The organism is Mucilaginibacter pocheonensis (assembly GCF_031456535.1).
Taxonomy (GTDB): domain Bacteria; phylum Bacteroidota; class Bacteroidia; order Sphingobacteriales; family Sphingobacteriaceae; genus Mucilaginibacter; species Mucilaginibacter pocheonensis.
In genome coordinates, this window is record NZ_JAVDUU010000001.1 from 130,814 (window position 1) to 147,320 (window position 16,507).

The window sequence follows — 16,507 nt, forward strand, 5'->3', positions numbered from 1 at the left end:
ATGCTCAGGACAATTGTAAAACAAAAAATGCCGGATAAAACCGGCATTTTTCTCAAAATAGGTTTAATTATACAACCGGTACAGCGGTAAATATACTCGCGTAATACTTGCGGTATGCAATGCCTAAAAATACGTGCAGCACAATAATAGCAAGGGCCATAGGGATACCTGCCGGGGCTAAAATGGTGTGGAAAAGAAAAATATTTACGGAAACAGGGAATAATATGAGTAAGAAGAATGCAGTGTAACGATTAAACAATATGGCCAGCCCGCTTGTAATTTCAATAACCTTCATATATTGAAAGAAATAGCCTGAGCCAAAAAGTCCGCCGCTAAAGGCCTGGGCCTTTTCTGACATAACCGGTTGAGGCATGTGTATAAAATTAAAAAAGAAATTCAGGCCAAATACTACAAAGGTAAGACCCAGTAAGATACGGGCAATTAATACTGCGATTTTCATGAATTTAGGGTTTAAATGTGAGTTTAAATACTAAATTAGTAATTTAATTGACATATTCAAATGCAGCATAACCGCCTTAAACCAAACAGGTGTTATATTCGTAAATAAATAATATGAATATACAAAAAATAACATTTGGCAACGGTTGCTTTTGGTGCACCGAAGCCATATTTCAAACACTTAAGGGTATAACATCGGTAACCTCGGGTTATATGGGCGGAAATGTTTTAAACCCCACCTATGAGCAGGTGTGCACCGGTACTACCGGCCATGCCGAGGTAATACAATTAGAGTACGATGCCGATGTGATTTCATTTGACGAATTACTGCTGGTATTTTTCAGAACCCATAATCCCACCACCCTAAACCGCCAGGGAAATGATATCGGCACGCAATATCGCTCGGCCATATTTTACAATACAGAAGAACAAAAGCAGGCATCACAGGCCATGATCAAAAAACTTAATGATCAAAATGTTTTTGATGGCCCCATAGTTACCGAAGTTACGCCGGCCAGTGAATTTTATCCGGCCGAGAACTATCATCAGAACTATTTTAATGATAATCCTAATAAGTCGTACTGCGCGTTTGTTATCCAGCCAAAACTGAATAAATTTGCCAAAGAGTTCACGGATAAAATAAAGCCTGAACTATTATAAGTTATTCAGCTCCGGTTTGCCGGGCAAGTATCAGTACATCATAATGAAAAAAAACTGTTCTTATCTGTTCTTCGCCATATTGTTTTTAACCGCTTGTTCTTCAACAAAAAAAGTAAGTACAACTACTAACACCGCAATTCCTGTAAATGGTAATATCTCAATCGCCAATGATGGTAAGGTATGGGCATCTTTATGGCAGCAAAGAGCTGCGGAGTATAAGGCATTGTGCTTCCAGGCTTATAATATTGCCAGGCAGCGTGTTGACGAAGGTGTAAAGCGGGTGGGTACCAAACCGCTGGCCATAGTAACCGACATTGATGAAACCCTGTTGGATAACAGCCCTTATGATGCCAAACGCGGCCTGCAGAATTTAGATTACGATGATAAAACCTGGAAAGAGTGGACAGATAAAGGCAAGGCGGATACTGTTCCCGGAGCCCCGGCATTTTTAAAATACGCGGCATCAAAAGGTATAACCATTTTTTATATCACCAACCGCAATGAAAATGAGCGCGCGGCAACGTTGTATAACCTGCAGCGCTATGGCTTGCCTAATACAAATGATGAGCACCTGCTGTTAAAACAAAGTAATTCAAGTAAAGAGAGCCGCAGGCAGGATGTTTTAAAAACACACGACATTTTGCTCCTTTGCGGCGATAACCTGCCCGATTTTGATTTGTTATATGACAATCACCCGTCCGAAGAAAGTCGCATTGTTACAACGCAAAAGCTGCAAAAGGAATTTGGGAACAAATACATTGTTATACCAAACCCATCATACGGCGATTTTGAGGGAGCATTATTCCAGTTTAATTACAAACTAAGCGCGGCTCAAAAAGACTCTGTTATCAGGGCCAAAATAAAGACTGATAAATAGTTGGGTATTGTTTTTTTGCAGATATAATTTATATTTACTGGTTAATTGGCTAAAAAAAGCAGCCGTTAATAGTTCATCTGAATTTGTAAAGGATTATTAAACTTTATAAAAAAACAGGAAAAATGTTGGGTTGATGTCAAATATTGCAGTAAAGTGTGTTTAAAACACAAATAAATTGCAAATTTGTGCCCTGCATAAAATTCAGTTAACACCCTGTTTAACTATGAGTGAAAAGACGATATTGGTTTGGTTCAGAAATGACTTGCGAATACATGATAACGAGATTTTGTTAGAAGCCGTTCGCAAGGCTGATAAAGTACTGCCCGTATATTGTTTTGACCCCTATTATTTTCAGCATAACGCCCTCGGAGTTCCCAAAACCGGAAGCTTTAGGGCAAGGTTCCTTTTAGAGGCAGTGGCTGATCTGCGTAAAAACCTGCAGGCCTATGGTGCTGAATTGGTTATAAGGACCGGAAACCCTGCCGAGATATTACCGCAGCTTGCCGAACAATACCAGGTGAACGAGGTATATCATCACCGGGAGGTTGCCTACGAGGAAACCGGCATATCCGAACAGGTAGAAGCCGCTCTTTGGAAAATGAGGCTTAACCTAAAGCATTTTATAGGCCATACACTGTATCATAAAGAGGATCTTCCGTTCCCTATTAAAGATATCCCCGATAGTTTTGCGGTATTTAAAAAGAAAGTAGAGCGCGATAGTAATGTGCGCCCCTGCGTTCCTACCCCTGAACATATCATTACTCCCGAAATTCCGGACGCCGGAGAATTGCCGACTTTACAGCAATTAGGACTGGACGAGCCTGTTGATGATCCGCGGGCCACTAATTATTTTCAGGGTGGCGAAACCGCCGCTTTGGTACAACTGCACAAGTACTTTTCGCAAAGTGATCCGGCTGTTAAACCCAAAGGCTCGCGCAATAGCAGTGTAAATAACTCATCAAAATTATCGCCCTGGCTGGCTGTGGGTTGTATATCGCCCCGGCAGGTTTACTGGGAAATATTTAAACACAACCAGGATAGCTATGCACAAACCGCCAGCTTATTAAAGCTTGAACTGTTATGGCGCGATTATTTCAGGTTCATGTTTAAAAAACACGGGCAAAAATTCATCAAATCAAAAACTGATAGTGATGCGCAGGCACCCGCAACAAATGAGTTTGATTTCCTGAAATGGGCAAATGGCGAAACCGGCGTTCCGTTTGTTGATGCCTGTATGCATGAGTTAAATGCCACCGGGTATATATGCAACCCATGCAGGCAAATAGTTGCTGCTTACCTGGTACATGAACTAAAAGCCGACTGGACGCGCGGCGCGGCGTACTTTGAAGAAAAACTCATCGATTACTCACCCGCCAGTAATTGGGGCAACTGGGCTTTTATAGCCGGCGTAAATGACGCTAAAGAAAGTAAATACACCATAGCCGCCATGCAGCCTAAAGACGCGGCCAGCGATTTTGTGAATACCTGGCAACATTCTCCAATTGATGAGGCCGGTGATCTGGTTAATGTATGATATGCAAAAGTATTATCATAGTATTATTTGCATATTCTAATTAAACCATTTCTTAAATAAACACTCCATCAAAGGTATTTTACGCGTTCAGTACCTTATGACACCAATATTATGCAGGTGTAAATTTCTTTACAATTAATTATGAAGTATATAAGCCTATATGCTTACTTTTGTACCGTTTTAAAGATCAGTTTCTCATGGATCGTCTAAATTATATCAACAGCGGCAACGCAGACTACATTAATAACCTATACGACAGCTACAAGCAAAACCCCGAATCGGTGGATTTTGGATGGCAGAAATTTTTTGAAGGCTTTGATTTTGGTAAGGATACCCAATCATCCACCGCACCAAGCGTGGGCGACAAAACTCCCGACCACTTTTTAAAAGAGATCAACGTGCTCAACATGATCTATGGTTACCGTTCACGCGGTCACCTGTTTGCCAAAACAAACCCTGTACGCGAGCGCCGTCATTATTATCCCGGCAAAGAACTGGAAACCTTTGGGCTGAGCGAAGCTGATATGGATACCGTTTTTAATGCCGGTGTTGAAGTTGGCCTGGGTGCTGCCACATTGCGCGATATTCGCCAGTTGCTGGAAGATACTTATTGCCGCGCTATAGGTGCCGAGTACAGGTACATCCGCAATCCTATCAAAATTAAATGGTTTGAGGAGCGCATGGAAGGCCACCGCAACACGCCTGTATTTACTCTTGAAGAGAAAAAGCTGATGTTGAATAAACTCAATGAGGCGGTAACTTTTGAGAATTTCCTGGGTACTAAATTCCTTGGGCAAAAACGTTTTTCGCTTGAAGGTGCCGAAGCGCTGATCCCGTCACTTGACTCTGTTATAAAAAAAGGGGCCGACCTGGGCATCGAGGAGTTCATCATTGGCATGGCTCACCGCGGCAGGTTAAACGTGCTTACCAACATCATGGAGAAAACTTATAAAGAGGTGTTCTCTGAATTTGAAGGAAAAAACTTTGATTCCGAATCTCCTTTTGGCGGTGATGTTAAATATCACCTGGGTTTTTCAACCGATGTAACAACTGCCAACGGTAAAAAAGTACACCTGAGCCTTTGCCCCAATCCGTCGCACCTGGAAGCGGTTGACCCGGTTGTAGAAGGGATCACCCGCTCAAAGATCGACTTTAAATACAACGGCGATCATTCTAAGATCGCTCCTATATTAATTCACGGCGATGCATCAGTTGCAGGGCAGGGAATTGTTTACGAAGTTTTACAGATGGAAAAACTTGATGGCTACCGCACTGGTGGTACCATTCATCTGGTTATAAACAACCAGATAGGTTTTACCACTAATTATAAAGACGCGCGTTCAAGCACTTATTGTACTGACGTAGCTAAAACGGTGCTTTCGCCGGTTTTTCACGTAAATGGCGATGATGTAGAAGCATTGGCGCACGTTGTAAACCTGGCTATGGAGTACAGGCAGGTGTTTAATGAAGATGTATTTATTGACATTTTGTGTTATCGCCGTTATGGACATAATGAAGCTGATGAGCCAAAATTCACCCAGCCATTATTATATAAAGCCATTGAAGCTCACCCCAACCCGCTTAAAATTTACAATCAAAAATTAGTGGATGAAGGCAGCATTGATGCCGGTTTGCTTAAATCGATAGAAAAAGCTTTCCGCGATGAGTTGCAGCAAAAGCTTGACGAATCAAAGGCCGAAGAGCGGTTTACCGAAACCATAGCCATGTTTGAAGGCGCCTGGAGCGGATTGCACTTAGCCAGTCACAGGGAATTTGTTACTGCTGTTGATACCTCAGTACCTAAAGAGGAACTTATTGCTATCGGAAATAAAATAACCGATCTGCCAAAGGGAAAAGAATTCTTTAAAAAGATCGAGAAACTGTTTGAAGACCGCAAGGCCATGGTGAATAAAACCCAGGTTTTTGACTGGGCTATGGCCGAGTTACTGGCTTATGGCACGCTGTTGAAAGATGGTTTCCCGGTAAGGCTAAGCGGCGAAGACGTTAAACGCGGTACATTCTCTCACCGCCATGCGGTATTAACCCTGGCTGATTCTGAAGACGAATATACCCCGCTTGCAACTATTGATACCGAGGCTAAACTGAGCATATACAACTCATTATTGTCTGAATATGGTGTTTTGGGTTTTGAGTATGGTTACGCTTTGGCAAACCCTAATGCTTTAACCATTTGGGAAGCGCAGTTTGGCGATTTCTTTAATGGCGCGCAAATTATAGTTGACCAATACATAGCCAGTGCCGAAACCAAATGGCAGCGTGGCAATGGGTTGGTAATGCTGTTGCCGCATGGTTACGAAGGCCAGGGCCCCGAGCATTCTTCGGCACGTGTAGAGCGCTTTATGGAGCTTTGTGCTGATGATAATATCCAGGTAGCCAACTGTACAACCCCGGCCAATTTCTTCCATATATTACGCAGGCAAATGCACCGCGATTTCCGCAAGCCGCTGATCATTTTTACACCAAAAAGCTTGCTGCGCAGTCCTAAATGTGTATCGCCTATTGAGGATTTTACCAATGGGAAGTTCCATGAACTTATTGATGATACCTACGCTGATGTTAAAAAGGTAAAACGCGTATTGCTTTGTACCGGTAAAGTATACTATGATCTGCAGGAAAAACAATTAGCTGATAAGCGTAAGGACGTGGCTATTGTTAGGGTAGAGCAGCTGTATCCTACACCGGTAACACAGATATTGAAAATTAAAGCCAAATATGATAAGGCTACCGAATTTATATGGGTACAGGAAGAGCCGGAGAATATGGGAGGGTGGCCATATATTTGCCGCAAGTTCCATAATGATAAAATTCTGAAGCTGAATGTGATCTCAAGGATAGAAGGCAGCAGTACTGCTACCGGTTTTGCCAAGCAGCATGCCGCGCAACAGGCATATATTGTATCAAAGGCATTTGAAGCGCCTGCAGGCAAGGTAGTAAAAGAAGTTATAAAAAAAACAACCCAAAAAATGGCTGATGCCGGGGCGGATTAAGTACCGGTTGACGGTTGTGTGTTTCTGAGGTTAACCAATTACACGCATCCCAACCAGTAAACCCCCAACAATAAATATAAAATCTACAACACTAAAATATGAGTTTAGCGATCAAAGTGCCTACCGTAGGCGAATCAATAACTGAAGTAACCCTGTCAAGCTGGATAAAAAAAGATGGCGACCATGTGGAAATGGATGAGGTTATTGCCGAACTGGAGTCAGATAAAGCCACCTTTGAGCTTACTGCCGAAAAAGCAGGCACTTTAAAAACCGTAGCCAAAGAAGGTGATACTTTGGCAATAGGCGCTGTTGTTGCCAATATTGAAGAAGGTGCCGCCGCTCCTGCAAAAGAGGAGGCTCCTGCAGCACAGCCACAACCCGAAGTTGTTGCTAATGCGCCCGCTCCTGCTCCGGTTGCCGCTGCGCCTGCCACGTCAGTTGCTGAAGCAGGCCAGGCGTTGGAAATTAAGATACCTGCCGTTGGCGAATCAATAACTGAAGTTACTTTATCGCGCTGGATCAAAAAAGATGGTGATGCGGTTGAAATGGATGAGCCACTTGCTGAGCTGGAATCAGACAAAGCCACGTTTGAACTGACCGCCGAAAAGGCTGGCGTATTAAAAACAATAGCTAAAGAAGGCGATGTGTTGCCTATTGGTGCTGTTGTATGTACCATTGAAGGTGCAGGTGCTGCAAAAGCTGTAAAGCCAACCGAGGTTAGCCCTGCTGTTGTTAACGCTACTGACGAATCGCCACGCGGAGGTGGTGCTAAACCAGCCGCTGAGGGAGTAACTTATGCCTCAGGAACGCCATCGCCTGCAGCTGCAAAAATATTAGCCGAAAAAGGCGTTGATGCCAAATCAGTAAACGGTACCGGAGTTGACGGCCGTATTACCAAAGGCGACGCGCTTGGTGCACAAGCCCCGGCCGCCGCCCCGCAACCCGCAGCTGCTGCACCTGCTGCCGCACCGGTAATTGCTGGTGAAAGAAGCGAGAAACGCGAAAAAATGACCTCGCTGCGTAAAACTGTTGCCAAGCGTTTGGTAGCTGTTAAAAATGAAACGGCCATGCTTACTACCTTTAACGAGGTTGATATGCAACCCATCATGGACCTGCGCGGCAAATACAAAGATAAATTTAAAGAGAAACACGGTGTGGGCTTAGGCTTTATGTCGTTTTTTACCAAAGCAGTTACTGAAGCTTTAAAAGACTGGCCCGCAGTTGGCGCCCGAATTGAAGGCGAGGAAGTAGTGTACAGCAATTTTGCTGATATTTCGATAGCAGTATCGGCGCCTAAAGGTTTGGTTGTTCCGGTGATCCGTAATGCCGATAGTATGAGCCTTGCCGAAATTGAGAAAGCTATTGTTGTTTTGGCAGGTAAAGCACGTGAAAATAAACTAACCATTCCTGAAATGACTGGCGGTACTTTTACTATTACCAACGGCGGTGTGTTTGGTTCCATGATGTCAACACCAATCATCAATTCTCCGCAATCGGCTATATTAGGTATGCACAATATAATTGAGCGCCCGGTTGCCATAAACGGACAAGTTGTAATTCGCCCTATGATGTACCTGGCATTGTCATATGACCACCGTATTATTGATGGCCGCGAGTCGGTTAGCTTCCTGGTGCGTGTAAAACAATTACTGGAAGATCCTGCAAGATTATTGTTGGGAGTTTAATATTCCCTCTTTATAAAATATGATGAAGCCCGGCTAACCGGGCTTTTTTGTTTTATGGCCTGGAAGAAAGTCTATTTATATCAATGGCAACAAAGATCATTATTGCGATGAGAATAAATAAAAAGAATAGAAAACCAAAAAGATAAAACGCCCTGTATTTATTATAGGGCTCTTTTTTTACGTAGCTTTTAATAATGTAAACAATTCCGGCAGGAACTAATATATACATTCCTATAATTGGCAATACCACTAAAAGTGCTTCGATAATTGCGTTGGTTTTGAGCACTTTTGCAACCTGCGTATACAGAATAATCCATAAAAATGTGTACCAGGTTATTTTATACCAGTACTTGGATTTATAAAAGTATTTTGAGTTTTCTTTAGTGATAAGTTCCATGTCTGTTAAAGGGTTACCTAATTCCCTTTTTTGGTATCAATAGTAACCAAAAAAATTAATAACCACATGAAAACAAGAATTTTAATGCTGCCACTGGCAGCCGGCTTGCTGCTGGGCGCTTGTAAAGGATCGACCCCACATTACGAGGCGGTTAACAACAATACGGCCGATACTGCGGCTGTAGCTGCAGACTCATCGGTCGTACAAAAACTGGTGAGAGCCGCAAGTATGTCCTTCAAGGTAAAAAACGTTCAGCAAACAGCAGAAAAGATAACTGCCTTAACAGTTAAAAACAATGGCATGGTGATGAACCACCAGATGGAATCAACCGTCCGGAGCAGCAAGGATTTCAGAATCAGCGATGATTCGGTTAACCGGGTGTCGTCTTTTAACACCACTGCCGATATGACCGTTAAGATACCTTCGGAGCATTTGGAAGAGTTTATGACCGAAGTTGCGCATATGGGCATGTATGTTACATTGCGTAAAATGGATATTGAAGATAAATCGTTGGATTATCTATCCGCCAAACTGAAATTGAATAATCGTAGGGAGTTGGTAAACCAACAGAAAAGAGGAGAGGTCAATATCAAAAATCCGGTGAATGTATTATTGTTAAAAGATAATATGGTTGATGGCCAGGTTGGAAATCTTAAAATTGATGACGCGGTAAAATACAGCATTGTTACACTGAGCTTTTACCAAAGCAATACGGTTTTTCAGGAACATATTGCGAATGATGATCCTTCAGCCTATAATTTACCTTTTTTCAACCGGTTGGCAGAAGCATTTGCCAATGGCTGGTACCTTTTTACGGGAGCTATTTTGATAGCCGTTAATCTTTGGGTATTTATTCTGGCAGGTATAGGTATTTGGATCCTATTCCGTTTTTATAAAAGAAAATATCCAATACTGCAAGGGACGATAAAATCATAAAAATATAATAGCATTTTCGGTAAACATTTCTATTTTTGCCAAACATTAAATAACAGTACCATGGAGTCAATGCAAAATGCTAATTCAGAGAAACATTATAAAGTTTTAGTTATCGCTATCGCCATAGGCATAACAGGTGTTTTCATTCGTTTTGCCGGTGATGAAAATTCAACCTATTTTTCATGGATAGCCAACCTGTTACTGATTTTAGGCGTGTTTATCGGTTTAAAAGCTATTTTCAAGATCATCAGCTAATATTATTTTCAAGATATAATAAAAAAAGCGTCCGGGTCTTTCCCGGACGCTTTTTTTGTGGCCCAGCCTGTTAGCGGGCTTCATTTGGGCCTGTATTTTGATTGGTTCAATATCTTTTGCGCGTCCTTTTCGGCCATCAGTTGCGGCAGGCTAACCTCAGGGTGTTTATCCATATACTCACGCACAATTTGCCAGCCTGTCCATACCGCCAGTTTGGGCGCCGACTCATTTTTTTCGCCCAGGCCCGGCGTAAACGGCGCTTCGGTAAGATATTTCTGAATTTTTGGATAATCGGTTTCATACAGCAGGTTTTCCTCCAAAAAATAACCCCATATTTTGCCTTTAAAATCATTGCACCATTTAAGTTGTTCGGGACTATAGCCTATTTTGGTGGTATCAGCCACATCGGGCAGTATGCGGTCCATAAAATACATGATCTTGCCGTTATAGATCATTTTTGAAAGTAACGACCGGTCATTGTCATCCTCCGGGAACATATCCTCACGGGCAATACCTTCCACAACGCGCGGAGTAATATTGTCGGGTGTAAAATGCCTTGACAAATAATGCGGGAACGCGCTGGTAATAGCCGGGTAAAACCTGGAGTTGGCGCCCAGGAAAAGATCAAGCCCTACTGCAAAATACCCATCGCCAATGGATGTTTGTGCCTGGAAACCAGAAAGGTAGGCGTATATTTTTGGAGGTTTTTTTTGCGGATAATAATATTTGATGTATTTAAAAGCTTCGGTAAGGCTGGCATTTTGCGCGTCCATATTTGGATAAACCGCGTCTACGTCATGCTTAAGGTCTGTATAAGCTTTGCCTGTAAAAATCTGTCGCAGGATTTTAAAATAGGTAGTGTCATTAACAGTGCCTGCCTGTAAAATGTGGTTTATGAAATCCTGGTAAAAAACGCCATACTTCTGCTGCAGGTAAGCGGCCTGCATGTTCATGGGCTTTATGCGCATGGCATCAAAATCATGGTCAAAACGTTCTACTTTAACATCAACGTGAATATTGCTTACATCAACTTTTTTGTTGCGTGCACATGACGCTAATATCAGGCCGATGGAAAAAATTAAGTAAATTTGCTTTGCTTTGAACCGGGTAAGTATCATTTTTATCCTTTGAGCAAAAATAATTTTTATTTGCATTAATACATCACTACACTATTCATGAAAATTGCATTAGCCCAGCTTAACTATCATATAGGTAACTTTGAATCAAATACAGCCAAAATTATTGATCATATACAACAGGCAAAGCAAAACGGTGCCGACCTGGTGGTGTTTGCCGAATTATGTGTTTCCGGTTACCCGGCGCGTGATTTCCTGGAGTTTGATGAATTTATAGGATTGTGTGATGAATCGGCAAAAAAGATAGCCGAAGTATGTACCGATGTAGCTTGTATTATAGGCTTGCCCACATTTAACCATAAAGATGAAGGCAAAGACCTGAGCAATTCTGCTTATTTTATTGAGAACGGCGCGGTAAAGGCGGTAGTAAACAAAGCCTTGTTGCCCAATTATGATGTGTTTGATGAGTACCGGTATTTTGAGCCGTCAACTGATTTTAATTGCATTGAGTTTAAAGGCAAAAAGATAGCGCTTACCATTTGCGAAGACCTTTGGAACACCATTGAGAACCCATTATATGTAACTAGGCCAATGGACAGCCTGATCCATCAGGAGCCGGATATCATGATCAACATCGCGGCGTCGCCGTTTTCCTATAACCATGATGAGGAGCGTATTGCTATTTTAAGCGATAATGCAAGCCGTTATAAATTACCGCTGTTGTATGTAAATCAGGTTGGTGCGCAAACCGAGCTGATATTTGACGGCGGTTCGCTGGTTTTTGATAATACCGGCAAGCTGATAGACGAACTTCCTTATTTTGAAGAAAACCTGGCCTATTATACCTTCAATGACGATTCGACCCTGAGTTTTGACCATACGTCAACCCTTAAAACAGAACGTCCCAGCGACATTGAGCAGATACATCAGGGTATTTTATTGGGTATCCGCGATTATTTTTATAAATCGGGCTTTAAGCAGGCCATATTGGGCCTGTCAGGAGGTATTGATTCGGCTGTGGTATGCGCTTTGGCTGCCGAAGCGCTTGGCCCCGAAAATGTAATGGCGGTACTGCTGCCTTCGCGTTTCTCCAGCGACCACTCTTTAAAAGATGCTGAAGACCTGGTGCGCAACCTGGGCTGTAAGAGCGAGACTATCGCCATAAAAAACATTACTGAATCTATTGAAACAGCGCTGCACCCGCAATTCCATAACCTGCCTTTCAATATAGCCGAGGAGAACATACAATCACGCACCCGGGCGGTATTGCTTATGGCCATGTGCAATAAGTTTGGCTATATTTTATTGAACACCAGTAATAAAAGTGAGGCCGCTGTAGGCTACGGTACTTTGTATGGCGATATGTGCGGCGGGATATCTGTAATTGGCGATGTGTATAAAACACAGGTATTTGAATTAGCCCGTCATATAAACCGCGACAGAGAGATCATCCCGGTCAACTCTATCATCAAACCACCATCAGCCGAACTAAGGCCCGGGCAAAAGGATACCGACTCGTTACCGGAATATGATATACTGGATAAGATACTGGCCGAATATATTGAAAACCGGTGTTCATCTGCCGAGATCATAAAAATGGGTTACGATGAACATACTGTTCGCCGTGTTATCAGGCTTATTAACCTGGCCGAGCATAAGAGGTACCAGACTCCGCCCATCCTCAGGGTATCGCCAAAGGCTTTTGGAATGGGCCGCAGGATGCCTATTGTAGGAAAATACCTGTCGTAACGGGCAATATCAGGTATCAGAACGGCTGCGTTTACCTTTAATAAAGCTTCAAAAATCTTGATACCTGATACCAATTACCCAATACTTGTTTTCATAAAAATGCCTATATTTCAGGGCCATGAATAAACCATACACAGCAGTTTGTGCTTGCTTTTTATTGCTGTGTACAGCAGCGGGTGCCTACGCCCAGCAAGTACCGGTAAGTGAAATCCACCGGGCCGAACTAACTAAACTTTCTGCGCAATCAAAAAACACCTATCAAACAAATCATAACCAGGCATTGGCGCTGGCGGCAAGCCGTGGCTGGCGGGTACAGCGCCGGGCAAAAAATGGTAACCTGATATCATTACAAGGCTTAAATGCACTGGGTTTCCCGGTATACCTTATTACCCACAACAACACCACATCGGCAGCAACAACCGGCACCAATGCCGTACAGCCGGGCGGATCACTGGGTTTAAGTTTATCCGGCTCCAGTACTTTCCTGGATAATAAACTGGCCATATGGGATGGCGGCAGCGTATATACCGCCCACCAGGAGTTTGCGGGTAAAAGTATTACTGTTAAAGATGCAGGCTCGGTACTTGATCATAGTACACATGTAGCCGGTACCATGATAGCCAAAGGCGTGTACGCACCGGCAAAAGGCATGGCCTTTAATACATCAACCCTGCAATCGTATAATTTTGACAACGATGTGTCTGAGATGAGCGCGGCCGCGTCGGGCTTGCTGTTATCCAATCACTCCTATGGTGATGAGGCTGGCTGGAATTTTAACGATGCCGACAACCGGTGGGAATGGCTCGGTTTGCCCGGCGACTCGGTTGATTATACCTTTGGGTTTTATGACAGCCGTGCGCAATCATGGGATAAAATAGCGTATAACGCCCCGTATTACCTTATTGTGGAATCGGCAGGTAACAGCCGCTCCAGCAATGGGCCGGCGGTTGGCACAACTTATTATGGCTACAAGAGCCGCACCGACCAAACACTGGTTGATAAAGGACCAAGACCAGCTGGTATAAGTGATAACAACGGTTACGATATTATAAGTACAACAGGCAACGCCAAAAATACACTTACAGTTGGCGCGGTAAACCCTTTGCCATTTGGCCCCAAAAACAGGCAGGATGTAAACAGTGCCTTTTTTAGCAGCTGGGGGCCTACTGATGACGGGCGTATTAAGCCCGATATTGTAGGTAATGGTGTAAATGTACTGTCGGTAGGGGTTGATAATCCTACCTCGTATCTTACGCTCTCGGGCACATCAATGGCTGCACCAAACATTACCGGTTCCTTATATTTATTACAGGAATATTATGCTCAAAAAAACGCGGGCAGTTTTATGCGTTCGGCTACGTTAAAGGGCCTGGTATGCCAAACTGCTTTTGACGCGGGCAACGTTGGCCCCGATTATATTTATGGGTGGGGCCTGCTTGATACCAAAAGGGCGGCTCAAGCCATAACAGATAATGGAACAAAAAGCCTTATTAAAGAAAATACGCTGCAGCAGGGCCAAAGTCAAACTTTTAAGGTAATTGCATCAGGAAATAACGTTCTGTCAGCTGCTATCTCCTGGACAGACCCCGAGGCTACAGCTACCGCTGATGGCGTTATTAATAGCCGCACTCCTAAACTGATCAATGATCTTGATATAAAGATCAGCGATGGCACCACTACTTATAACGCCTGGGTGCTAAACCCAGCCAGCCCGGCATCGGCGGCAACAACCGGCGATAACATCAGGGACAATATGGAGCAGGTTTATATTGGCAATACTACGCCCGGTAAAAGTTATACTATCACCGTATCGCATAAGGGTACTTTAAAATCCGGTTCACAGCCATACTCACTTATTGTTACCGGGGTGGGCGGCGCAACTTATTGCGCATCGGCACCGTTGTCAAATGCCGATTCGCGAATAAATAATCTTAAGCTGTCAAATATCAACAATACCCCGGCTGCCGGATGCAAAAGCTACTCAGATTACACCAACCTCACCGTTCAGCTGGAGCAGGCCAAAACCTATCCCTTAAGCATTACTTTGGGTACATGCGGCGCAAATTTTAACAAGGCCGCTAAAATATTTATTGATTGGAACGGTAACGGTGTTTTTGACACGGATGAACTGGCAGCCACAACCAATGTAATTAGCGCCACCGGAACTTATACTGCTAATATAAAGGTACCCGGTTCTGTTGTGCCCGACAATTATAGCCTGATGCGGGTGGTGTTGACTGAAACAAGCGATACATCAACTTTAAAAGCCTGCGGTACCTATAATAAAGGCGAAACCCAGGATTACCGTGTGCAGTTTTTACAAACAAGTATTGATGCCGGGGTGGTGGCAATAGTTAATCCGGGGTCCAGCGGTTCATGCTCGGCAAGTACTCCCGTTACCATCCGGCTTAAAAATTTTGGCAGCGCCCCCATTGGTAATATACCGGTTACCGTTACCATTACTGCGCCCAACGGTACCAAAACTACCTATTCAGAAACCTATACAGGCACATTAGCACCCCTGGCCGAAGAAAACTTTACCTTTAGCCAGGAGTTTAACGCTTTGGCAGGTGCCACTTACGCTATAACAGCTACAAGCAATTTAGCAAGCGACCCGGTTAACGCGAATAATACTATATCGGCAACGGTGGTAATCAATACGCCTGCCACTATTGGAGGGCTTAGTGCGTATTATTGCACCGATAGCAAACAATACCAGTTGTCGGGCACGGGCGATGGCACAGTGCTTTGGTATAAAAATAATACTGATGCTATTCCTATCGCTTCCGGTTCGCCTGCATTTACATCGCTGGCCCCTGTTAATAATACTTATTATGCCGCTATAAATGATTTTAAAGGCACTGTAGGGCCAGCTACCAAAAGCGCTTTTACCGCTGGTGGCTATAACCAGTTTACGCCCGGAGTAAATGTAAGTACCAAAATACCGTTGGTTATTCAAAGTGCACGTTTGTATATTGGCTACCCCGGTAAAATAACTTTCAATGTAAACAACGGTAATGGGCAAATAGTATCAACTACCACTATTGACGCGCAGGCTACCCGAACCAATCCGCGGCCCGGTGAGCAGCCCAATGACGTTAACGATCAGGGAAAAGTTTATGACCTTAATCTTGAGCTGCCTGCAGCCGGTAATTATAACATATCGGTTGAGTTTGACGCTAATGCAACTATTTTCAGGAGCAATGGAGGCGTAACCGGGTACCCTTTTAAAATAGGCGACATATTCAGCATAACCGGAAACAACGCTACACCCGACAATCCATCGGACACCACCTATTACAAAAACTTTTATTATTATTTTTATGATATGAAGGTGCAAAGCATGGGCTGCGCATCGGCTGCAAGGCAAGCGGTAAGTTTAAGTAAACCGGTTATTACACAAACAGGCAATACATTAAATTCAAACTTTGCAACAGGCAACCAGTGGTTATTAAACGGGAAGGTAATACCGGGAGCTACAGCGGCAAAATATGACCCTTTACAAAGCGGCGATTACCAAGTAGCAGATACCCTGGCAAGTGGCTGCGTGGCCTTATCTGATATTTATACATACGCACGTACAGTTGAAAGCCCGGGCAATGCAACGAATATTGGCCTGGCGGTATTTCCCGTTCCGGCAAGCAGCCAGCTCAATGTTGTTTTTGCAGCAAAAGAAGCTGGTGATCTGAACCTATCGCTTATCAACTCGGCAGGGCAAATCATTTATCTGAACAAGCAAACCCTGCCCAAAGGCAATTTTAGTAAAGTGATTGATGTTAGCAAACAAATTCCCGGTGTTTACGTGCTGAAAGTATTACTGGGGCAAAAGGTCTATGCCAAAAAGATAATTATTAACAGGTAGGAGTGGTGA

At 43.5% G+C, this 16,507-nt stretch carries 13 protein-coding genes; 10 read left to right on the top strand and 3 right to left on the bottom strand.

What is annotated here, in order from left to right:
- Positions 1-67: 67 nt before the first annotated feature.
- A complete protein-coding gene (locus J2W55_RS00465; RefSeq protein ID WP_310090704.1) occupies positions 68-460 on the bottom strand; it encodes a DoxX family membrane protein in 393 nt (130 codons plus the stop codon).
- A 113-nt stretch (positions 461-573) separates the two neighbouring features.
- Between J2W55_RS00465 and msrA the strand changes: the two genes are divergently transcribed.
- The 6 genes from msrA (at position 574) to odhB (ending at position 8,223) form a co-directional block, all read left to right on the top strand.
- On the top strand, positions 574-1,119 hold the full coding sequence (gene msrA / locus J2W55_RS00470; RefSeq protein ID WP_310090706.1) for a peptide-methionine (S)-S-oxide reductase MsrA: 546 nt from the start codon (positions 574-576) through the stop codon (positions 1,117-1,119).
- 43 nt (positions 1,120-1,162) lie between these two features.
- Positions 1,163-1,996, top strand: coding sequence for a 5'-nucleotidase, lipoprotein e(P4) family (locus J2W55_RS00475; RefSeq protein WP_310090708.1), 834 nt, complete (start codon positions 1,163-1,165; stop codon positions 1,994-1,996).
- Positions 1,997-2,077: 81 nt separating this feature from the next.
- Positions 2,078-2,170: a DUF2256 domain-containing protein gene (locus J2W55_RS25715; protein ID WP_374726356.1), complete on the top strand. Its 93-nt coding sequence runs from the start codon at positions 2,078-2,080 to the stop codon at positions 2,168-2,170.
- A gap of 49 nt (positions 2,171-2,219) precedes the next feature.
- A complete protein-coding gene (locus J2W55_RS00480) occupies positions 2,220-3,530 on the top strand; it encodes a DASH family cryptochrome (RefSeq protein WP_310090710.1) in 1,311 nt (436 codons plus the stop codon).
- A 197-nt stretch (positions 3,531-3,727) separates the two neighbouring features.
- On the top strand, positions 3,728-6,538 hold the full coding sequence (locus tag J2W55_RS00485) for a 2-oxoglutarate dehydrogenase E1 component (protein WP_310090712.1): 2,811 nt from the start codon (positions 3,728-3,730) through the stop codon (positions 6,536-6,538).
- A 98-nt stretch (positions 6,539-6,636) separates the two neighbouring features.
- The gene (gene odhB / locus J2W55_RS00490) at positions 6,637-8,223 is read left to right on the top strand and encodes a 2-oxoglutarate dehydrogenase complex dihydrolipoyllysine-residue succinyltransferase (RefSeq protein ID WP_310090713.1); all 1,587 of its coding nucleotides are present in this window, start codon (positions 6,637-6,639) and stop codon (positions 8,221-8,223) included.
- A 52-nt stretch (positions 8,224-8,275) separates the two neighbouring features.
- Here odhB and J2W55_RS00495 read toward each other — a convergent pair whose 3' ends face one another.
- Complete coding sequence (locus J2W55_RS00495; protein ID WP_310090715.1) at positions 8,276-8,620, bottom strand: hypothetical protein; 345 nt, start codon at positions 8,618-8,620, stop codon at positions 8,276-8,278.
- 66 nt (positions 8,621-8,686) lie between these two features.
- On the opposite strand from J2W55_RS00495, the gene J2W55_RS00500 reads away from it, so the two are divergent.
- Together J2W55_RS00500 and J2W55_RS00505 are read left to right on the top strand one after the other, a co-directional pair.
- On the top strand, positions 8,687-9,556 hold the full coding sequence (locus tag J2W55_RS00500) for a DUF4349 domain-containing protein (RefSeq protein ID WP_310090717.1): 870 nt from the start codon (positions 8,687-8,689) through the stop codon (positions 9,554-9,556).
- 60 nt (positions 9,557-9,616) lie between these two features.
- On the top strand, positions 9,617-9,811 hold the full coding sequence (locus tag J2W55_RS00505) for a hypothetical protein (protein ID WP_310090719.1): 195 nt from the start codon (positions 9,617-9,619) through the stop codon (positions 9,809-9,811).
- A gap of 80 nt (positions 9,812-9,891) precedes the next feature.
- Here the strand turns inward: J2W55_RS00505 and gldB are convergent, their stop codons facing one another.
- Positions 9,892-10,929 carry a gliding motility lipoprotein GldB gene (gene gldB / locus J2W55_RS00510; protein WP_310090721.1) on the bottom strand — a complete coding sequence of 346 codons (1,038 nt, stop codon included), beginning with the start codon at positions 10,927-10,929 and terminating at the stop codon, positions 9,892-9,894.
- Between the two features lie 57 nt (positions 10,930-10,986).
- Here gldB and J2W55_RS00515 point away from each other — a divergent pair, with 57 nt between their 5' ends.
- Together J2W55_RS00515 and J2W55_RS00520 are read left to right on the top strand one after the other, a co-directional pair.
- Positions 10,987-12,636 carry an NAD+ synthase gene (locus J2W55_RS00515; protein WP_310090723.1) on the top strand — a complete coding sequence of 550 codons (1,650 nt, stop codon included), beginning with the start codon at positions 10,987-10,989 and terminating at the stop codon, positions 12,634-12,636.
- Positions 12,637-12,754: 118 nt separating this feature from the next.
- Positions 12,755-16,498, top strand: coding sequence for a S8 family serine peptidase (locus J2W55_RS00520; RefSeq protein ID WP_310090725.1), 3,744 nt, complete (start codon positions 12,755-12,757; stop codon positions 16,496-16,498).
- The last annotated feature ends 9 nt before the right edge of the window (positions 16,499-16,507 follow it).